This is a genomic window from Aquabacterium sp., from assembly GCF_021768455.1.
Lineage (GTDB): Bacteria > Pseudomonadota > Gammaproteobacteria > Burkholderiales > Burkholderiaceae_C > Aquabacterium.
Genome location: NZ_JAIZVX010000090.1, coordinates 1 through 18064 on the forward strand (window position 1 = coordinate 1; position 18064 = coordinate 18064).

General features: G+C 64.4%; 19 protein-coding genes. 12 read left to right on the forward strand and 7 right to left on the reverse strand.

Annotated features, from left to right (window positions below; genetic code table 11):
* The 4 genes from QZ994_RS12515 to QZ994_RS12530 all read right to left on the reverse strand — a co-directional run.
* The coding region (locus QZ994_RS12515; protein WP_290871873.1) for an RbsD/FucU domain-containing protein at positions 1-323 on the reverse strand (323 nt) is incomplete at its 3' end.
* A complete protein-coding gene (locus tag QZ994_RS12520) occupies positions 317-1114 on the reverse strand; it encodes an ATP-binding cassette domain-containing protein (protein ID WP_290871931.1) in 798 nt (265 codons plus the stop codon). The genes QZ994_RS12520 and QZ994_RS12515, both read right to left, overlap by 7 nt.
* A gap of 47 nt (positions 1115-1161) precedes the next feature.
* A complete protein-coding gene (locus tag QZ994_RS12525) occupies positions 1162-2118 on the reverse strand; it encodes an ABC transporter permease (RefSeq protein ID WP_290871876.1) in 957 nt (318 codons plus the stop codon).
* A 110-nt stretch (positions 2119-2228) separates the two neighbouring features.
* On the reverse strand, positions 2229-3239 hold the full coding sequence (locus QZ994_RS12530) for a sugar ABC transporter substrate-binding protein (RefSeq protein ID WP_290871879.1): 1011 nt from the start codon (positions 3237-3239) through the stop codon (positions 2229-2231).
* A gap of 184 nt (positions 3240-3423) precedes the next feature.
* On the opposite strand from QZ994_RS12530, the gene QZ994_RS12535 reads away from it, so the two are divergent.
* Positions 3424-4377: a PfkB family carbohydrate kinase gene (locus QZ994_RS12535; RefSeq protein ID WP_290871881.1), complete on the forward strand. Its 954-nt coding sequence runs from the start codon at positions 3424-3426 to the stop codon at positions 4375-4377.
* Positions 4378-4456: 79 nt separating this feature from the next.
* Positions 4457-5713 carry a PLP-dependent transferase gene (locus QZ994_RS12540; RefSeq protein ID WP_290871885.1) on the forward strand — a complete coding sequence of 419 codons (1257 nt, stop codon included), beginning with the start codon at positions 4457-4459 and terminating at the stop codon, positions 5711-5713.
* Positions 5714-5734: 21 nt separating this feature from the next.
* Here QZ994_RS12540 and smpB read toward each other — a convergent pair whose 3' ends face one another.
* On the reverse strand, positions 5735-6196 hold the full coding sequence (gene smpB / locus QZ994_RS12545) for an SsrA-binding protein SmpB (protein ID WP_290871887.1): 462 nt from the start codon (positions 6194-6196) through the stop codon (positions 5735-5737).
* A 35-nt stretch (positions 6197-6231) separates the two neighbouring features.
* Here smpB and QZ994_RS12550 point away from each other — a divergent pair, with 35 nt between their 5' ends.
* Complete coding sequence (locus QZ994_RS12550) at positions 6232-6714, forward strand: type II toxin-antitoxin system RatA family toxin (protein WP_290871890.1); 483 nt, start codon at positions 6232-6234, stop codon at positions 6712-6714.
* On the forward strand, positions 6701-7093 hold the full coding sequence (locus tag QZ994_RS12555) for an RnfH family protein (RefSeq protein WP_290871893.1): 393 nt from the start codon (positions 6701-6703) through the stop codon (positions 7091-7093). The genes QZ994_RS12550 and QZ994_RS12555 overlap by 14 nt, the downstream gene beginning before the upstream one ends.
* Positions 7094-7105: 12 nt before the next feature.
* On the opposite strand, the gene QZ994_RS12560 is transcribed toward QZ994_RS12555, so the two are convergent.
* A complete protein-coding gene (locus QZ994_RS12560) occupies positions 7106-7630 on the reverse strand; it encodes a DUF4124 domain-containing protein (protein ID WP_290871896.1) in 525 nt (174 codons plus the stop codon).
* 142 nt (positions 7631-7772) lie between these two features.
* Here QZ994_RS12560 and guaB point away from each other — a divergent pair, with 142 nt between their 5' ends.
* The 6 genes from guaB to QZ994_RS12590 all read left to right on the forward strand — a co-directional run bounded on the left by guaB (position 7773) and on the right by QZ994_RS12590 (position 15569).
* Positions 7773-9245, forward strand: coding sequence for an IMP dehydrogenase (guaB, locus tag QZ994_RS12565; protein ID WP_290871899.1), 1473 nt, complete (start codon positions 7773-7775; stop codon positions 9243-9245).
* Between the two features lie 127 nt (positions 9246-9372).
* Positions 9373-10623 carry an MFS transporter gene (locus tag QZ994_RS12570; protein WP_290871902.1) on the forward strand — a complete coding sequence of 417 codons (1251 nt, stop codon included), beginning with the start codon at positions 9373-9375 and terminating at the stop codon, positions 10621-10623.
* Positions 10624-10668: 45 nt separating this feature from the next.
* Positions 10669-12264 (forward strand): glutamine-hydrolyzing GMP synthase, encoded by a 1596-nt coding sequence (guaA, locus tag QZ994_RS12575; protein ID WP_290871904.1) that lies wholly within the window; start codon positions 10669-10671, stop codon positions 12262-12264.
* Positions 12265-12484: 220 nt separating this feature from the next.
* Positions 12485-13762 (forward strand): site-specific integrase, encoded by a 1278-nt coding sequence (locus QZ994_RS12580; RefSeq protein WP_290871907.1) that lies wholly within the window; start codon positions 12485-12487, stop codon positions 13760-13762.
* Between the two features lie 144 nt (positions 13763-13906).
* Entirely contained in the window at positions 13907-14665 is a 759-nt protein-coding gene (locus tag QZ994_RS12585; protein ID WP_290871910.1) for a type IV toxin-antitoxin system AbiEi family antitoxin domain-containing protein, read from the forward strand.
* A complete protein-coding gene (locus tag QZ994_RS12590) occupies positions 14658-15569 on the forward strand; it encodes a nucleotidyl transferase AbiEii/AbiGii toxin family protein (protein WP_290871913.1) in 912 nt (303 codons plus the stop codon). Before QZ994_RS12585 ends, QZ994_RS12590 begins: the two co-directional genes overlap by 8 nt.
* A 198-nt stretch (positions 15570-15767) precedes the next feature.
* On the opposite strand, the gene QZ994_RS12595 is transcribed toward QZ994_RS12590, so the two are convergent.
* Positions 15768-16700: a LysR family transcriptional regulator gene (locus QZ994_RS12595; protein ID WP_130966406.1), complete on the reverse strand. Its 933-nt coding sequence runs from the start codon at positions 16698-16700 to the stop codon at positions 15768-15770.
* A gap of 145 nt (positions 16701-16845) precedes the next feature.
* Here QZ994_RS12595 and QZ994_RS12600 point away from each other — a divergent pair, with 145 nt between their 5' ends.
* Both QZ994_RS12600 and QZ994_RS12605 read left to right on the forward strand, forming a co-directional pair.
* Positions 16846-17112, forward strand: coding sequence for a hypothetical protein (locus QZ994_RS12600; protein ID WP_031943569.1), 267 nt, complete (start codon positions 16846-16848; stop codon positions 17110-17112).
* 62 nt (positions 17113-17174) lie between these two features.
* Positions 17175-18064: YeiH family protein (locus tag QZ994_RS12605; protein ID WP_290871928.1), on the forward strand; the 890-nt coding region annotated here is incomplete at its 3' end.

Genomic DNA, 18064 nt, shown 5'->3' on the forward strand with positions numbered 1-18064 from the left:
GCCAGGTCACGGGCCTTGAGCATGCTCAGCATCTCGCGCTGCAGGCCGCTGGCGTAGCCACCGGGCGTGCCACAGACCTTCATGTAGGCCACGGGCTTTTCGGCCGGCGTGCCCAGCGGGAACACCGAAAGGATGGCCTCGCTGGTGCGCTGGATGCCGGCACCCGGCAAGTGGATCAGCGGCTTGCTGCCGCCTCCCGGGATTTGTGCCAGCGTGGCGGCCGTGAAGTTGGCATCGGCCACCACGATCATGTCGCCGTGACCCATCTCTGCCAGCACCTTCAGCAGCTCCGGCGTCAGCAGGGGATCGATGCCCTTCAGCACAGGGCCTCCTTGGGCAGCTGGTCGGCGGTCATGGCGCCGGTCATCACCGCCACGGTGTCGGACATGCTCACCATCTTGGGGTTCAGGATGGCGGCACGCTTGCCCAGACGCTGCACGTGGATGCGGTCGGCGATTTCGAACACGTGGGGCATGTTGTGGCTGATCAGGATCACAGGCAGGCCCTTGTCGCGCACGCGGCGGATCAGTTCCAGCACCATGTTGCCTTCCTTCACGCCCAGGGCGGCGGTCGGCTCGTCCATGATCACCACGTGCTGCGCGAAGGCGGCTGCGCGGGAAACGGCCACGCACTGTCGCTGTCCACCCGAGAGCGTCTCCACCGCTTGCGTCATCGAGCGGATGCCGACCTTCAGGTCGTTCATGCGTGCGATCGACTCTTCCAGCATGCGCTTTTTGTCGAGGATGCGGAACAGCTTGTTGAAGGCGCCTGGCTTGAAGAGCTCACGGCCCAGGAAGAGGTTCTCTGCGATGGTCATGGCGGGCGCCACAGCCAGGTCCTGGTAGACGGTTTCGATGCCATGGCGGCGGGCATCGATCGGGCTCTTCATGAAGATGGGCTGGCCATTCATGAGGATCTCGCCTTCGTCAGGCACCAGGGCGCCAGACAGGGCCTTGATCAGCGAGGACTTGCCTGCGCCGTTGTCGCCGATGACGGCCAGGATCTCACCGGCGCGCAGCTCGAAGTCGACGCCGTCGAGGGCGGTGACCTGGCCGTAGCGCTTGACCAGGCCTTTGGCCTGCATCACCAGCGGATGAGAAGAGGTGGATGCCATGGGTTGCATGGTGTTTCCTTCTTGGGCAGCTTGGAGGACGGCGGACATCAGGCGCGCTTGTGGGAGAGTTGGTCGGTGGCCACGGCCAGGATCACGAGGATGCCGGTGACCAGGATCTGGTAGACGGAAGACACGCCCATGAGCGTCAGGCCGTTGCGGAACACGCCCACGATCAGCGCACCGATCAGGGTGCCGATCAGGATGCCGCGGCCGCCAAAGAGGCTGGTGCCGCCCAGCACCACGGCGGTGATGGAGTCGAGGTTCTCGGTTTGACCGGCTTGCGGGTCACCCACGCCAGTGCGGGCCACCGACAGCATCGCAGCGATGCCGTAGAAGGTGCCGGCCAGGGCGTAGACGGTGATCAGCACGCGGTCGGTCGAGATGCCGGTCAGGCGCGCGGCTTCCTTGTTGTTGCCCACGGCGTACAAGTGACGGCCCGGTGCGGTGTTGCTCAAGGCGAACCAGGTGACGGCATACAGCGCCAGCATCAGCAGCACGCCCTTGGCGACGCTGGTGCCGCCAAAGAAGACCGGGTCACCGAGCAGGGTCATGGTTTCGGGCAGGTCCGTCACGGTTTGCGCGCCGGAATAGATCTGCGTGATCGCGAAGGCGATGTTCATCGTCCCCAGGGTCACGATGAAGGGGGGCAGCTTGATGCGCGTGACCAGCAGGCCGTTGATCAGGCCGAACAGGGTGGTGGCGCCCACGCCGATCACCATGGCGATGCCGGGCGGCACGCCCATTTCGGTGGCGAACTTGGTCATCACGATGGAGCCCAGGGCCATCACCATGCCGCAGGACAGGTCGATGCCGGCGGTCAGGATGATCAGGGTCTGGCCCACGGCCAGCAGGCCCACCACCATCACCTGTTGCAGGATCAGCGAGAAGTTCTGACCCGAGAGGAAGTTGTCAGCCTTGATGGCGAAGAAGGCGCAGGCGGCCAGCAGGGCCAGCAAGGGGCCGAGTGTGGCCATGGGGGGCAGGTGCTTGGACCAGTCTTTCATGAGCGATACCCGGTTGGCTGAGGTGGTGGTGGAGGCAAGCATGTCGATTCAGAGAGAAAGAGCGGGGTGAGGGCGTTGCAGGAGGCCCCGAGGGGCCTCCGAGGCAGCGTTTACTTCTTGCCCCAGCACAGGTTCAGACCGGTCTTGGCGTCCTTGCTGTCGACGCCGGCCACGGCCTTGTTGGCGATCAGGGTCACGCCGGTGTCGGTGTAGCCAGCGGCCTTCTTGCCGCCCTTGGCGTACTCGATGCCGGCTTCCACGCCCATCGCAGCCATGCGCAGGGGGTACTGTTGCGAGGTCGCGGCGATCTTGCCGGCGGCCACGTCCTTGACGCCGGTGCAACCACCGTCGACCGAGACGATCAGCACGTTCTTTTCCTTGCCGGCAGCCTTCAGTGCCTTGTAGGCACCGGCGGCGGCGGGTTCGTTGATGGTGTAGACGACGTTGATGTCCGGGTTCTTCTGGAGGCAGTTCTCCATGGCGGTCTGGCCCTTGGCCTGGTCACCGAAGGAGTCGGCCATGCAGACCACTTGAGCGGGCTTGGACAGCTCGTTCGAGGTGGCCGGCAGGGCGTCCAGGCCGTAGCCCTTCAGGAAGCCGTTGTGACGCTGGGCGCCCACGGGGTGACCGGGGAAGAGGTCCAGCGTGGCGATCTTGACGGGCTTGTCGCCCAGGGTGGCCTTGGCGTATTGGCCGATCAGCACGCCAGCCTTGTAGTTGTCGGTCGCGAACAGGGCGTCGACGGCTTCCAGCGGGTCGGTCGGGCTGTCCAGGGCGATCACGAGGACGCCCTTGTCGCGGGCCTTCTTGATGGCCGGCACGATGGCCTTGGCATCCGACGGCGTGATCAGGATGGTCTTGGCGCCGGCGGCGATCATGTTTTCGATGGCGGTGACCTGGCCGGCGTTGTCGCCGTCTTGCTTGCCCGCGGCGGTCAGCAGCTTCGCACCCTTGGCCTTGGCCGCTTCGGTGGCGCCTTCCTTCATCTTCACGAAGAAGGGGTTGGTCTCGGTCTTGGTGATCAGGCCGATGATCGGCTGATCGGCAGCGGCGGCGGTCTGGGCCAGGGCAGCCAGTGCAACGGCGCTCAGGGAAACAGCAAGGGTGCGCGTGATCGACATGGGTTTGTTCCTCGGTAAGGGTGGTTGTGTGTCGTTCTGCCATGCCAGGCGGGCTGCCCGGCGGGATGAAGTATCTGAATGATCGATTAATAAATCAACCCGTTTTATTAATGACAAACCCTAGTACCGACCACCTATTTCACGGGGCACACTCAGCGCCGTTCAAGCACTGGATGGAGTCAACATGTTTGCTGCCGTGGGCGAGGCCCTGGTCGATCTGATTGAGCACAGCGATGGCCGATACGAGCCTTGCCTGGGCGGCTCGGTGTGCAACTTCACGCGCGCCCTTGCCCTGCAAGGTCAGCGCATCCGCTACCTCAACCCGCTGTCGACCGACACTTTCGGCGGTCGCTTTGCCGCCCGCCTGCAAGCCGATGGGGTCGACATTGGCCAGGCACCGCGCAGCGCCTGTCCCACGTCATTGGCCGTGGTCTCTCTGGGTGCAGGGGGCGTGCCCAACTACACCTTCCATCGCCAGCACGTGGCCGATCGCGATGGCACGGCCGACGAACTCATTTCGCGCCTGCCCGCTGCCTTGCGGCTCATTCACACAGGCGGTCTGGCGCTGGTGCCAGGCGACTGGCCCAAGACCAAGGCCGTGCTGACGGCGGCTCAACTGCGTGGCGCCATCGTTTCGGTTGACGCCAACCTGCGCACCGTCGTGGTGGGCGACAACCCGGCCGACAAGGTGGCTTACCTGAACGCCGTGCAGCAGGCCATGGCCCTGGCCCAGGTTGTCAAGCTCAGCGACGAAGACCTCGTGGCCCTGGGCTGGGGCGACAAGGGCTTTGATGCGGTGGCCACCCACCTGCTCAGCAACCCCATGACCCAGTTGGTGGCCTTCACCCTTGGCGGTGATGGCGCTTTGCTGGTGACGCGTCACGGCAAGGTCCAGCTGCCGGTGCCTTCGGGCATCACGGTGCTCGACACCGTGGGCGCGGGCGACTGCTTCCAGGCTGGCCTGCTCTCCTGGTTGGCCGAGGCTCAGCAACTGAGTTCCGAGGCCCTGAGCGAACTCACCCCGGCCGATCTCGAGGCGGCATTGCGCCATGCCATGGCCACCGCGGCCATCAACGTGCAACGCCAGGGTTGTCAGCCCCCGACCTGGGGCGAGACCCGCGCCTTCCTGGGGGCCTGAGCCGCAGCGCCGCCGCCTGCCCTGTTGGGTTTTGTCGGGGTGCGAGCACGGGCCGAATCGCCTGCGTTAGCATCCCCGAATGACCGACAAACTTCCTCCTGGCGCACCGGCTGCCGACCCGCTGGCGCAGTGCGCCACCCGCCTGATCCAGCACCCTTATGAGGCCCCGACCGGCTTCGGCTCGGTCATGCCGGGCGTGTTCAAGGCGTCCACCGTGTTCTTCGAGAACACCGCCGCCTTGCGCAGCCGTGAGTGGAAGGACAAGACCGGCTACACCTACGGTCTGCACGGTACGCCCACCACCTTCATTCTTGAAGAGCGCCTGGCTAGCCTGGAAGGGGGGCTGCAAACCCTGCTCGCACCCTCCGGCTTGTCTGCCTTGACACTCGTGGCCCAGGGCCTGCTCAAGGCAGGGGACGAAGTCCTCATCCCCGACAACGCCTATGCGCCCAATCGCGACTTCACCCGCGTCGAGCTGGCGGCCTGGGGCATCGCCCACCGTGTCTATGACCAGCAGGATCCGGCCTCGCTGGCCAGCCTGATCAGCGAGCGCACCCGCCTCATCTGGTTGGAGGCGCCCGGCTCGGTCACGCTGGAGTTCCCCGATCTGCAGGCCCTGTTGGCGGTGGCGCGCCGTCACCCGCACGCCGTGGTGGCGCTCGACAACACCTGGGGCGCCGGCCTGGCCTTCAATCCCTTCGAACTCGGCGTGCCTGCGCCCACCGACACGCGAGGGGTCGACCTCACCGTGCATGCCCTGACCAAGTACCCGTCGGGTGGGGCCGATGTGCTCATGGGCTCGGTCGTCACGCGCGATGAGGCCCTGCACCTCAAACTGAAGCTCACCCACATGCGCCTGGGCCTGGGGGTGGGGGCCAACGATGCCGAGGCGCTCCTGCGCGGTCTTCCCAGCCTGCCGCTGCGCTACGCCGCCCATGACGACGCCACCCGCCGCGTGGCGCAATGGTGGCAGGGTCGCAGCGAGGTCAGTCAGGTCCTGCACCCGGCACTGCGGGGCTCGCCGGGGCACGAAGCCTGGGCCAAGGTGGCCAGCAGGGCAGGGGGGCTGGTGTCGGTGGTGTTCGATGGCGAGCGCCACCGCAGCGAGCAGGTCGACGCCTTTGTCGACGCCCTCAGGCTGTTCCGCATCGGCTATTCGTGGGGTGGGCCCATGAGCCTGGTCATGCCTTATGGGCTGCGGGGCATGCGCCAGCACGGCGCGTTCGCAGGTCTGAAGTCGGGCACCCTCGTGCGCTTTGCCATCGGCCTGGAAAACGTGGACGACCTGTTGGCCGACCTGGATCAGGCCCTGGGTGCCATGCGCCTGACGGGCTGAGGCTCGCCAGGGCTGGCAGGCTCAGTCCTGCTTGGACGAGACCTTGTGTCGCATCAGGCGGCCCTGTTCGCGTTCCCAGTCGCGGTCCTTGATGGTGTTGCGCTTGTCGTGCTCGGCCTTGCCCTTGGCCAGGGCGATGTCGGCCTTCACGTAGCTGCCCTTGAAGTGCAGGTTCAGCGGCACGATGGTGTAGCCCTTCTGCTCCGTCTTGCCGATCAGACGGCGGATTTCCGCGCGCTTCATCAGCAGCTTCTTGGTGCGGTCGGCATCGGGCTTCACGTGGGTCGAGGCCGAGCGCAGTGCGTTGATGCGCAGTCCGATCAGGAAGAGTTCGCCGTTCTTGATGACCACGTGGCCGTCCGTCAGCTGGACCTGGCCATCACGGATGGCCTTCACTTCCCAGCCTTCCAGCACCACGCCGGCTTCGAACCGTTCTTCGATGTGGTAATTGAAATGGGCTTTGCGGTTTTCTGCAATCGACATGGAACTCTGCGACGTCTCTAAAATGGCGGGATTCTATGAAGCACGTTCACAAGTCAGTCTTGCTCTGGTACTCGCCGCGCGAAATGTACGCGCTGGTCACCGCGGTCGAAGACTACCCCAAATTCCTGCCCTGGTGCGACCGTGCCGAGGTCCTGCAGTCCCATGACGACGGCATGAGTGCCCGTCTGCACATTGCCTTTGCGGGCGTGAAGCAGGCTTTCACCACGCGCAACGTCAACGAACCCGGGCGCACCGTGCGCATGCAGCTGGTCGACGGGCCTTTTTCCCAGCTTGAAGGCACGTGGCTTTTCACGCCCTTGCAGGCGCCGTCCAAACCCGGCGCCGATGCCCCGGTCGACCCGCTCGACGCCCAGGCCTGCAAGGTCGAGTTCTCGCTGAAATACGCCTTTTCCAGCCGATCACTCGAGCTGGTCATCAGCCCCGTGTTCGACCGCATCGCCAACACCTTCATCGATGCTTTCGTGAAGCGCGCGGAGCAGGTGTATGGCAGCCGCTGAGCTACCGGTGCCGCTGCCGTCGCTGGATGGCTTGCAGATCGAGCTGCTGGTCAGCCTCGGGCCGCGGCAGGTCGAGCGGGTGCGCCTGAGCCTGCCGGAAGGCAGCACGGTGCGACAGGCGGTCGAGGCGTCGGGGGTGCTGGGGCGCTGGCCGGGGCTGAGCCAGGAGGCACTGGCCGCTGGCGAATGGGTGGTGGCCGTCTGGGGGCGCAAGGAGCGCGCGAGCCATGTGCTGAAAGACCTCGATCGCGTCGAGCTGCTGAGGGGGCTCAAGGTCGACCCGAAAGAGGCGCGCCGCGTCCGCTACCGCGCACACGGAGAAAAACTGCCGCGCGGCATCCACCGATCGCCCAAAAAGCGCGTGGTGCCGGCCGCCTGAGCGGCCACGGGCTCACTTGCAGTTGGCTTGCACCATTTCCTGCGTGCGCTGGGTTTCTTCGGCCCGACCCTTGTCGTCCAGCACCTCGCGTTCGCCGGCCGCATTTGTGCGGGCGATGCGGATGCCATCGTTCAGCGTCTTGAGGTAACCGCGGGCCCGCGTGCAGTTGTCTGCGCGTGTTTTGGCCTGTTTCTCCTCATCGGCCTTCTGTTTGGCGAGCCGTTCTTCTTCGGCCTTGCGGCGCTTCACGTCCAGATCCGACTCCGGCTGCTTGGCCGGGGTGGACGCGACGACCGCGGCGCTGGCGGCCGAGGCGGCCACCTCCGCTGGCCGTGGCGTGCTGCGGCTGACACTGGGTTTGCTCAGGATGGCGGAGTCCGGTGTGCCGGCGGGGGGCGGGCGATCGCTGTACTGGATGTTGCCGCCCGCGTCGCGCCATTTCCATTGCATGCCAGCCATGACGGGGGCGCTCCAGACCACCGTTCCGGCCAGCAGGAACAGGGCGCACCGAGCAGGGAAAAGGCGCAGGTTTTTCATGCTGCGGAGTTTAGTCCGGGGGCAAGAAGGGGGTGGGTGCGGATTGTGCGCATTCGTCCCCGTATCTGGAGGGTTTCACCTCTCGTTTCAAGCGAAGTGTGGTCTGCGCGTATAATCCGCTTTTGCGTCTGGAGACCTTTTCATGCGCCTGCTTGGTAAAGCCCTCACGTTTGACGACGTGTTGTTGGTGCCCGCGTACTCACAAGTGTTGCCCCGCGACACATCGCTGGCCACCCGTTTGTCCCGCAACATTCAGTTGAATCTGCCACTCGTGTCCGCCGCCATGGACACCGTGACGGAAGCCCGCCTGGCGATCGCGATCGCCCAGGAAGGTGGCATCGGGATCATCCACAAGAACCTCACGGCCAAGCAACAGGCCGCCGAAGTCGCACGCGTCAAGCGTTACGAATCCGGCGTTCTGCGCGACCCGATCACCATTTCGTCGGGCGTGAAGGTCCGCGACGTGATCGAACTGTCGCGTCAGCACGGCATCTCCGGCTTCCCGGTGGTGGACGAAGGCAAGGTGGTCGGCATCGTGACCGGTCGTGACCTGCGCTTCGAAACCCGCATGGACGCCCCGGTGCGCGAGATCATGACCCCGCGCGAGCGTCTGATCACCGTCAAGGACGGTGCCAGCCTGGCCGAGGCCAAGACGCTGATGCACAAGCACAAGCTCGAGCGCGTGCTGATGGTGAACGACGCCTTCGAACTGCGCGGTGTCTTCACCGTGAAGGACATCACCAAGCAGACCAACTTCCCCAACGCCGCCCGCGATGCCCACGGCAAGCTGCGCGTGGGTGCTGCGGTGGGCGTGGGTGACGGCACCGAAGAGCGCGTCGAGCTGCTGGTCAAGGCCGGCGTCGACGCCCTCGTGGTCGACACCGCCCACGGCCACAGCCACGGCGTGATCGAGCGCGTGCGCTGGGTCAAGAAGAACTTCCCTCAGGTCGACGTCATCGGCGGCAACATCGCCACCGGGGCAGCCGCCCTGGCGCTGGTTGAAGCGGGCGCCGACGGCGTCAAGGTCGGCATCGGCCCTGGCTCCATCTGCACCACGCGCATCGTCGCCGGTGTCGGCGTGCCCCAGATCATGGCCATCGACAACGTGGCCACGGCCCTGCAAGGCACGGGCGTGCCCCTGATTGCCGACGGCGGTGTGCGTTACTCCGGTGACATCGCCAAGGCGATCGCCGCTGGCGCCTCCACGGTGATGATGGGCGGCATGTTCGCGGGCACCGAAGAGGCCCCAGGCGAAGTGATCCTGTACCAGGGCCGCAGCTACAAGAGCTACCGCGGCATGGGCTCGATCGGCGCCATGAAGGACGGCTCGGCCGACCGCTACTTCCAGGAAAACGACGAAGCCAGCAACCCGAACGCCGACAAGCTGGTGCCGGAAGGCATCGAAGGCCGCGTGCCTTACAAGGGTTCGGTCGTGGCCATCCTGTACCAGATGGCTGGCGGCCTGAAGGCCTCGATGGGCTACTGTGGCTGCGCCACCATCGACGACATGCGCAACCGCGCCGAGTTCGTGGAAATCACGTCCGCCGGCATCCGCGAAAGCCATGTGCACGATGTGCAGATCACCAAGGAAGCGCCGAACTACCGCATGGAGTGAGGCGCCTTGGCGTGAACCTGGCGGGGCCCGCAACGGTGGGCGGGCCCTTTCCAGGCTGAACTGATCCTTGATCCCTTGTGCGGGCCCCTGTGGGCCTGCTTTGTTTTCCACCACCGTCAGGATTGCGATGGCTTCGACACGCGGCCGCCAGGCGGCCATGCCCTTCATCATGGTGACGGTGCTGCTCGACATGATGTCGATCGGCATCATCGCGCCCGTGCTGCCCAAGTTGATTGGCGGCTTCATGGCGTCGGGCGCGGGCACCTCGGTGGCTTATGGCATGGCCCAGGCTGCGTTCGCCATCGCGCAATTTTTCAGTGCACCCGTGCTGGGTGCGCTTTCCGACCGTCATGGCCGCCGACCGGTGCTCCTGCTGGGGCTGTTGGGCATGGCGGTGAACTTTTTCGTCACCGCGTTGGCCACCGAGTTCTGGGTGCTGATCGCGGTGCGCGTGATGGGCGGTGCGGTGTGTGCCAACATCGCCGTGGCCAACGCCTATGTGGCCGACATCACCGAGCCGGCCAACCGCGCCAGGAACTACGGCATGTTGGGCGCCATGTTCGGCCTGGGCTTCATCCTCGGCCCGGTGATGGGCGGCATCCTGGGCGACATGAACGTGCACTGGCCTTTCTTCCTGGCCGGTAGCCTCTGCCTGCTCAACTGTGTGTACGGCTACTTCGTGTTGCCCGAGTCCCTGCCCCTTGAGCGCCGCCGCACCTTCGAACTGGCCCGCACCAACCCTTTCAGCGCGCTGGCCCGCCTGCGTGAGCTCAAGGGTGTCGAGACCCTGATGTGGGTGATGGGGCTCTCGATCCTGGCGCAGTTCTGCCTGCACACCAGCTGGTTCCTCTACACCGAGTTCAAATTCGGCTGGACGCCCAAGGACAACGGCTACTCCCTGTTTGCCGTCGGCATGATGGCCGTCCTGGTGCAGGGCGGCCTGTTGCGCCAGTTCCAGAAGCGCATCCCCACGCACCGGCTGGTCCGCATCGGCCTGGTGTCGTCGACCCTGGCTTTTGCCGCATGGGGCGCCGTGCCCGAAGGCTGGATGATGTACGTGGTGATCGCCGCCAACGTGTTTGGCTACATGGTGCAGCCCGGCTTGCAGTCCCTGGTGGCCAATGCGGTCGACCCGACCCGCCAGGGCGAAAGCATGGGCGCGGTGTCGTCCATCAACAGCGTGGCCGCGGTGCTGGGCCCGCTGTTGGGCTCACCGTTGCTGGCCGCCGTCTCGCATTACCCCCAGGGCGACTGGCGCGTGGGGGCCCCGTTCTACCTCTGCGCGACCATCCAGGCCGTCGCCGCCATCATTGGCCTTCGTTACTTCAGCCGCTCTCACCACGCTGGCGCTCCGGCTGCCCGCGAGCTGCGCGTCTGAGCGTCTTTCCCGATTCCCGCCCGCTCTGCCTCAAGAGATCCCACCATGCATGACAAGATCCTCATCCTCGATTTCGGCTCCCAGGTCACCCAGCTGATTGGCCGCCGTGTGCGCGAATCGCAGGTCTACTGCGAGATCCACCCGAACGACGTGTCGGACGAGTTCATCAAGGCCTTCGCGCCCAAGGGCATCATCCTGTCGGGCAGCCATGCCTCCACCTACGAAGACCACCAGCTGCGTGCACCGCAGGCCGTGTGGGACCTGGGCGTGCCCGTGCTGGGCATCTGCTACGGCATGCAGACCATGGCCGTGCAGCTGGGCGGTGAGGTAAGCTGGTCCGACAACCGCGAGTTCGGCTACGCCGAGGTGCGAGCCCATGGCCACACGAAGCTGTTCGACGGCATCGAAGACTTCCGCACCCCAGAGGGCCACGGCATGCTCAAGGTGTGGATGAGCCACGGCGACAAGGTCACCCAGCTGCCCGAGGGCTTCAAGCTGATGGCTTCGACGCCGTCCTGCCCGATCGCCGGCATGGCCAACGAGGAAAAGGGTTACTACGCTGTGCAGTTCCACCCCGAGGTGACGCACACGGTGCAGGGGCACGCCATGCTCAAGCGTTTCGTGCGCGACATCGCCGGTTGCTCGGGCGACTGGATCATGGGCAACTACATCGAGGAAGCCGTTGCGAAGATCCGCGAGCAGGTGGGTGACGAAGAGGTGATCCTGGGCCTGTCGGGCGGTGTGGACTCGTCGGTGGCTGCGGCCCTGATCCACCGCGCCATTGGTGATCAGCTGACCTGCGTGTTCGTGGACCACGGCCTGCTGCGCCTGAACGAAGGCCAGATGGTGATGGACATGTTTGCCGGGCGCCTGCATGCCAAGGTCGTGCATGTGCAAGCGGCCGATCAGTTCATGGGCCATCTCAAGGGCGTGACCGATCCGGAGCAGAAGCGCAAGATCATTGGCCGCGAGTTCGTTGAGGTCTTCCAGGCTGAGGCCGCCAAGCTCAAGGGCGACGGCAACAAGGGCGCCAAGTGGCTGGCCCAGGGCACCATCTACCCCGACGTGGTGGAGAGCGGTGGCACCAAGAGCAAGAAGGCCACGATCAAGAGCCACCACAACGTGGGTGGCCTGCCCGAGACCCTGGGTCTGAAGCTGCTGGAGCCGCTGCGCGAGCTGTTCAAGGACGAGGTGCGTGAGCTGGGCGTGGCCCTGGGGCTGCCTGCCGACATGGTCTACCGCCACCCCTTCCCGGGCCCGGGTCTGGGCGTGCGCGTGCTGGGCGAGGTCAAGCCCGAGTACGTGTCGCTGTTGCAGCGCGCCGACCACATCTTCATCGAAGAGCTGCGCAAGGCCATCGATCCCGCCACCGGCAAGAGCTGGTACGACCTGACCTCGCAGGCCTTCACGGTCTTCCTGCCGGTCAAGAGCGTGGGCGTGATGGGCGACGGCCGTACCTATGAATACGTGGTCTCGCTGCGTGCGGTTGAAACCTCCGACTTCATGACCGCCGACTCGGCCGAGCTGCCCTACAGCCTGCTCAAGAAGGTGTCGAGCCGCATCATCAACGAGGTGCGCGGCATCAACCGCGTGGCCTACGACGTGTCGAGCAAGCCGCCAGCCACCATCGAGTGGGAATGATTTGAGAGCGCCTCACGGCGTCCCAGAACGTCCCAAAATTTCATTTAAGCCCTTGATCTTCAAGGGCTTTTTTGTTTTTGACGTCCCATGAGGTTCCATGACATCCCGAGTTTTTTGTCGGTAAAGAAGACGGTTGATTTTTTTAGTCGATTGATCTTTGATTGTTTACCGTCTTGATGCTCTGACGGTAAGTGATGCAAGGTACGAAAGGGGTTACCCAATGGCACTGACCGATACCAAACTCAAGAACCTCAAGGCCGCCGACAAGGTCTACAAGGTGGCGGACCGCGACGGTTTGTACGTCGTCGTCTCCCTCAAGGGAACGCTGACATTTCGCTACGACTATCGACTGGGGGGACGGCGCGAGACGCTGACCGTGGGGCAATACGATGAGTTCCAGGCGTCGCAACCCAAGCGGGCGCCCGAGGACATCACCTACGGCGATCCGCTTTCGCTGGCGGATGCCCGCGACCTGCTGGCCAGGGCCAAGAACATGGTCAGCCGGGGTGAGTCACCGGCGCGGGTCAAGTCTGAAACGAGGAAGGAGTGCCAAGAGTCAGGCACCTTCGAGTCCTTTGCCGACATCTGGTTGCGCAACGGCGGGCTGGCAGACAGCACGGCGGCGATGCGCAAGAGCATCCTGGATCGTGATGTGCTGCCCAAGTTCGGTAAGCGCAAGCTGGAAGAAATCACCTCCAGTCAGGTGCTGGCGCTGTGCGAGAAGATCAAGGCACGGGGAGCCCCGGCTACAGCGGTTCATGCGCGCGAGGTCATCCAGCAGGTGTACCGGCACGCCAAGTCCCGAGGCCTCAAGATCGAGAATCCCGCTGAGGCGGTGAAGGCGTCGGCGATTGCCACCTTCAAACCCAGGGAGCGTGCTTTGACGCCAAGTGAGATCCATCGGTTCTTTTCAGCGCTGGACACTCTCGGGACCTTGCCCACGCTGAAACTGGCGGTGAAGTTCATCTTGCTGACCATGTGCCGCAAGGGCGAGTTGTTGCTGGCGACCTGGAAAGAGGTGGACTTTGATGCGGCCACCTGGACGATTCCGCCGGAGCGCATGAAGGCCAGACGGGCGCACGTGGTCTATCTCAGCAGCCAGGCAATCGATCTGCTGGTGGGCCTCAAAACCTGTGCTGGAAGCAGCCCTTATCTGCTCCCCGGTCGGTATGAGACCGACAAGCCGATGAGCGAAGCAACGCTCAACCGTGTGATCACGGCGGCGGTGGAAAAGGCTCAGAAGGACGGAGTGGATCTTCCTCACTTCTGCGTGCATGACCTTCGCCGGACGGCATCAACACTGCTGCACGAGGCTGGCTTCAACTCCGACTGGATCGAGAAGTGCCTGGCGCATGAGCAAAAAGGGGTGCGGGCCGTCTACAACAAGGCGGAATACGCGGAGCAGCGGCGGGCCATGTTGCAAAGTTGGGGAGATATGGTGGACGGCTGGATCGCAGGTAGCAAAGCGACGCCTGTTGCCCTGAGATCGGTTGCTTGATGTGCGGTGGATCGGCGGGAGGGCGGATGTTGTTGGTATCTGCATTGCCTTGATGTCGTGGGAAAAGTTAAGCCTTGTTTAATTTTTGGTGCCAGATTCAATCAATTTTTTCTGGTTGATTGGAATTTGTGATATTTTTATGGCATGGCTGGAAATCAAAGACACTCTTTGCTCAAGCGGCTTCAGTCGGACATGCCCCGTGGTGCCCCCTTCGGGCTGGCCGAGTTGGAACGCCTGGGCATTTCCCCCACGCTGGCGGCCCACTACGTTGAAAGCGGGTGGCTGCTACGGCTTGCGCAGGGTGTCTATGCCTTCCCGGGCGATGACGTGAACGTACATGGTTCGATCAAACTGCTCCAGAGCAGGGTGACGGGTCTGCATGTGGGCGGCAAGACGGCGCTGGCTTTGCAAGGGGTCAGGCACAACCTCTCGACACGAGAGCAGTGGGTGCTGTGGGGTGATGTGCGTTTCGCCGTGCCAGACTGGTTCACATCCCGATTTCCGGCACGGTATGCGTCGGCGCGCTTGTTTGAGTGGGCGGACGAGGGCTTGCCTAAGAAAAGCCTTATCACGCCACCGGGACTGCCGCTTGGCTTGCTGGTGTCGGCGCCGGAGCGCGCGCTGTTGGAAATGCTCTATGACGTCGGTACGCGTCAGAGTCTGGAAGAGGCGCGCAACCTGTTTGACGGCGTGCGGAACTTGCGCAAAGACATGCTGGGCCACTTGTTGGCGTGCTGTACGAGTGTCAAAACTGTGCGACTGTTTCTGGCCTGGTCTCGCGAAACGGGCCTGGTGGATGTGGACGAATTCTTGCAACGCTACACGCTGCCTGTAGGGAGCGACAAGCGCTGGATGTCGCGCATGAAGGACGGCAGTTTGTTGACACTCAAACCTCATGGATAAGGTCTACGCGGATACTGTGCGCCTCCTCCTGAAGGTGGCACCCGATGTATTTGCCAACGATATCTTTGCGATGAAGGGCGGCACGGCCATCAACCTCTTCGTGATGGACATGCCACGCCTATCCGTTGACATCGACGTGGTCTACACGCCATGGGACACCCCGCGAGAGCAAGCCCTCAACGAAATCGCGATTGAAATGGAGGCCATTGCAGCCAGGGCGACCAAGTTGGGGCTGAACGCACGCAAGGTACGAAGCAAAGACCTTGCTGAGACCAAACTCCTGATCGAGAACGACGACAGTCAGGTGAAGGTCGAGGTCAACGTGGTGTTCAGAGGCACGGTGTTGCCGGTTGAGAGGCGCCCCCTGATGCCCAAGACAGCTGACATGTTCAGTGTGGAAGTGGCGTTGCCAGTGTTGGCCACGGCGGAACTCTATGGCAGCAAGTTGGTGGCAGCCATGGATCGTCAGCATCCACGGGACTTGTTCGACGTGTGGCAGATGTTCGAATCAGGCGGGTTCACGGATGCTGCGGTTGAATGCTTTGTGACGTACCTGGCCGGGCACAACCGACCAACACATGAGGTGCTGTTCGGGAATGAAAAAGACATTGAGGCGGAGTACCACAACAACTTCGTTGGCATGACAACGGAGCACGTCACCCTGGAAACACTTTCGGCTGCCAGAGACCGATTGCGCAGAGAGTTGCCTCAGCGCTTGACTGCTGCGCAAAGGCAGTTTTTGAGCGGCCTGGCACAAGCAAAACCCGACTGGTCATTGCTCGCCTGCCCACATGCGGCAGAACTGCCGGCCCTCCGTTGGAAGCTGGCAAACCTCCAGACGTTCAAAGAGCGGCGTCGTGAAGACTTTGAAAGTCAGGCCAGGAAATTGGACGAATTGTTGTAGTTGCCGTGTTGCTGGTGTCGGCCACAAGCAGCCGTTGGGTGGTGCGTCCGGAAGCGGACGTCGATTACCCAGACCAGCTCATTGCATCAAAGCTTCGATCAATGGGCAGGTGGGCGGAGCGGGCGTCGGCGCCTAGCTGAAGGGTAATCGCGTGTCGCCGAGGGCTGAACCTTCGACATGCGAAGCGGGGCCGGGACGTTAGCGGGCAGCCCCAGCAGTCGCATCTGCCTGGGCGATGAACGCCAGCAACGCGGGCGTCGACTGCTTCTCACGATGCACAACCAGATGACATTGCCGAAGCTGCCGCGGCAATGTCGTGGAGACGCGGCACAGACGTCCAGCCTCCAGCGCATCGTTCACTACCCAGGCGGACAGGCAAGCCACCCCCAACCCTTCCTGAGCGGCACGCTGGATGGCCTCCGAACTGCCTAGCTCGATGCTGCGCCGGTAAGAACGCAGGTGGGGCAGCAAGCTCTGGTCGGTGGCCTCGCGCGTGCCAGAGCCCGTTTCGCGAACCAGCCAGACCGCCTCACGCAGCGTGCGCAGGGGAATGCGATCGCCCGCCCGGCTTGACTGGGCCAGCGCACTGTCGGGCGCAGCCACGACCACCATCTCGTCTTGCAGCCAGGGGGTGATCACCAGCTCCGGCTGGTGGCTGGGCCCCTCGATCAGCCCCACGTCGAGTTCGAAAGCGGTCACGGCATCGCAGATGGCGGCGGTGTTCCCGATAACGACCTTCGACCGCCAGGCGGCGGCGCTGCCGGGCTGCTGTGCCCCCATGAAGCCAGCGAGCAGCTTGGGCAACACGTAGTTGCCAATCGTCGTGCTGGCGCCGATGCGCAGCGACTGCGCCTGCGCGCTGCCGTCGCGCGACATCTGCTCGATGCCTGCGGCGCCGTCGAGCAAAGCCAAAGCCCGCGGCAACAGCGCGCGGCCGTTGTCGTTCAACAGCAGGCGTTTGCCGGCGCGGTCGAACAGGCGCAGCGACAGCAGGCGTTCCAGCTCGTTGACGGCCGAACTGGTGGCCGATTGCGACAGCGCTATCTCAGCGCTGGCCGCCGTGGTGCTGCCGCTGCGCGCCACGGCGACAAAAATCTGCAGCTGACGCAGGGTGAGTCGAAGCACGTCCACGGTGATTGCCTTTGTTATCGATTTCGCAGGTACATCTTAGTCATACAACCCGTTGGACGGGTTGATTGCCAAGCTCTAAATTTGCCTGGCCGCTCGATCACGGGGCGGCGGCCCGCCGCGCCACCACCGGCATCTGGAGCCCGACATGCTGACCCTTGAACGAACAACCCCACGCCCCGCAGCACCCGGCCCGCTGGCCCCACAGGCGCTGCATGCCCTTCAATGGGTTGCTGCCCGGCGGCCAGTGGCGGGCTTCATGGGGCCGACCCGCGACGTGGCCCATGCCGTCTCGACCACCTTGGCCGCCGACAGCAGCATCGACCCGCAGGTGCTGCGCTGGATGCCGGTCGCAGTGCCGATGGCGGCCGTGCTGCTGTGCGCCGGCATCGCCTTGATCTGGGTGCTGGCGTGATGCACGCGCTGTCGACCTCACAAGCCAGCCCTGGCCCGTCAGCCGGCCACCGGGCAGCGCGGTTGCGCTTGCAGTTGGCAGCCCTGCTGCCCGGCCTGGCCTTGAGCGGCGCCCTGGCCGCGACCGGCATCGCGCTGGGCCACATCGGCTGGCTGCAGGACCACGGCTTCAGTGCGCTGACGCTGGCCATCGTGTTGGGCATGCTGGTGGGCAACACGGTCTATCCGCTGGTGCCGCGCCTGGCCGCGGCCAGCGGTGCCGGCGTCAACGTGTCCAAGCAGAACCTGCTGCGCCTGGGGGTCGTGCTGTACGGCCTGCGGCTGACGGTGCAGGACATCGGCCACGTCGGCATCGCCGGCGTCGCCATCGACGCGCTGGTGCTGGGCTCGACCTTCGCGCTGGCCTGCTTCATCGGCACGCGCTGGTTGGGCCTGGACCGCAAGACGGCGATGCTGATCGGCGCCGGCAGTTCCATCTGCGGCGCCGCCGCGGTGATGGCTGCCGAACCGGTGGTCAAGGCGCGCGCCGAGCAGGTAACGGTGGCGGTGGCCACGGTGGTGGTGTTCGGCACTCTGGCGATCTTTCTGTACCCGGCGCTGTTCGAGCTGAACCAGCACTGGGCGCTGATTCCGGGTGGCGCCAACGGCTTCGGCATCTACGCCGGCTCGACCATCCACGAGGTAGCCCAGGTGGTGGCCGCGGCGCGTTCGGTGGGCCCGGACGCGGCCAACTCGGCCGTCATCGCGAAGATGGTGCGGGTGATGATGCTGGCGCCGTTCCTGGTGATGTTGTCGGCCTGGCTGGCACGTGACGACAAACGCCACGCCCACACTTCCGCCGCCACGGGCCAGGCCCCAGGCAAGCTCGCCGTGCCCTGGTTCGCCTTCGGCTTCGTCGCGGTGGTGTTGTTCAACTCGCTGCAGTGGCTGCCGGCCTCGGTGGTGGCGGTGAC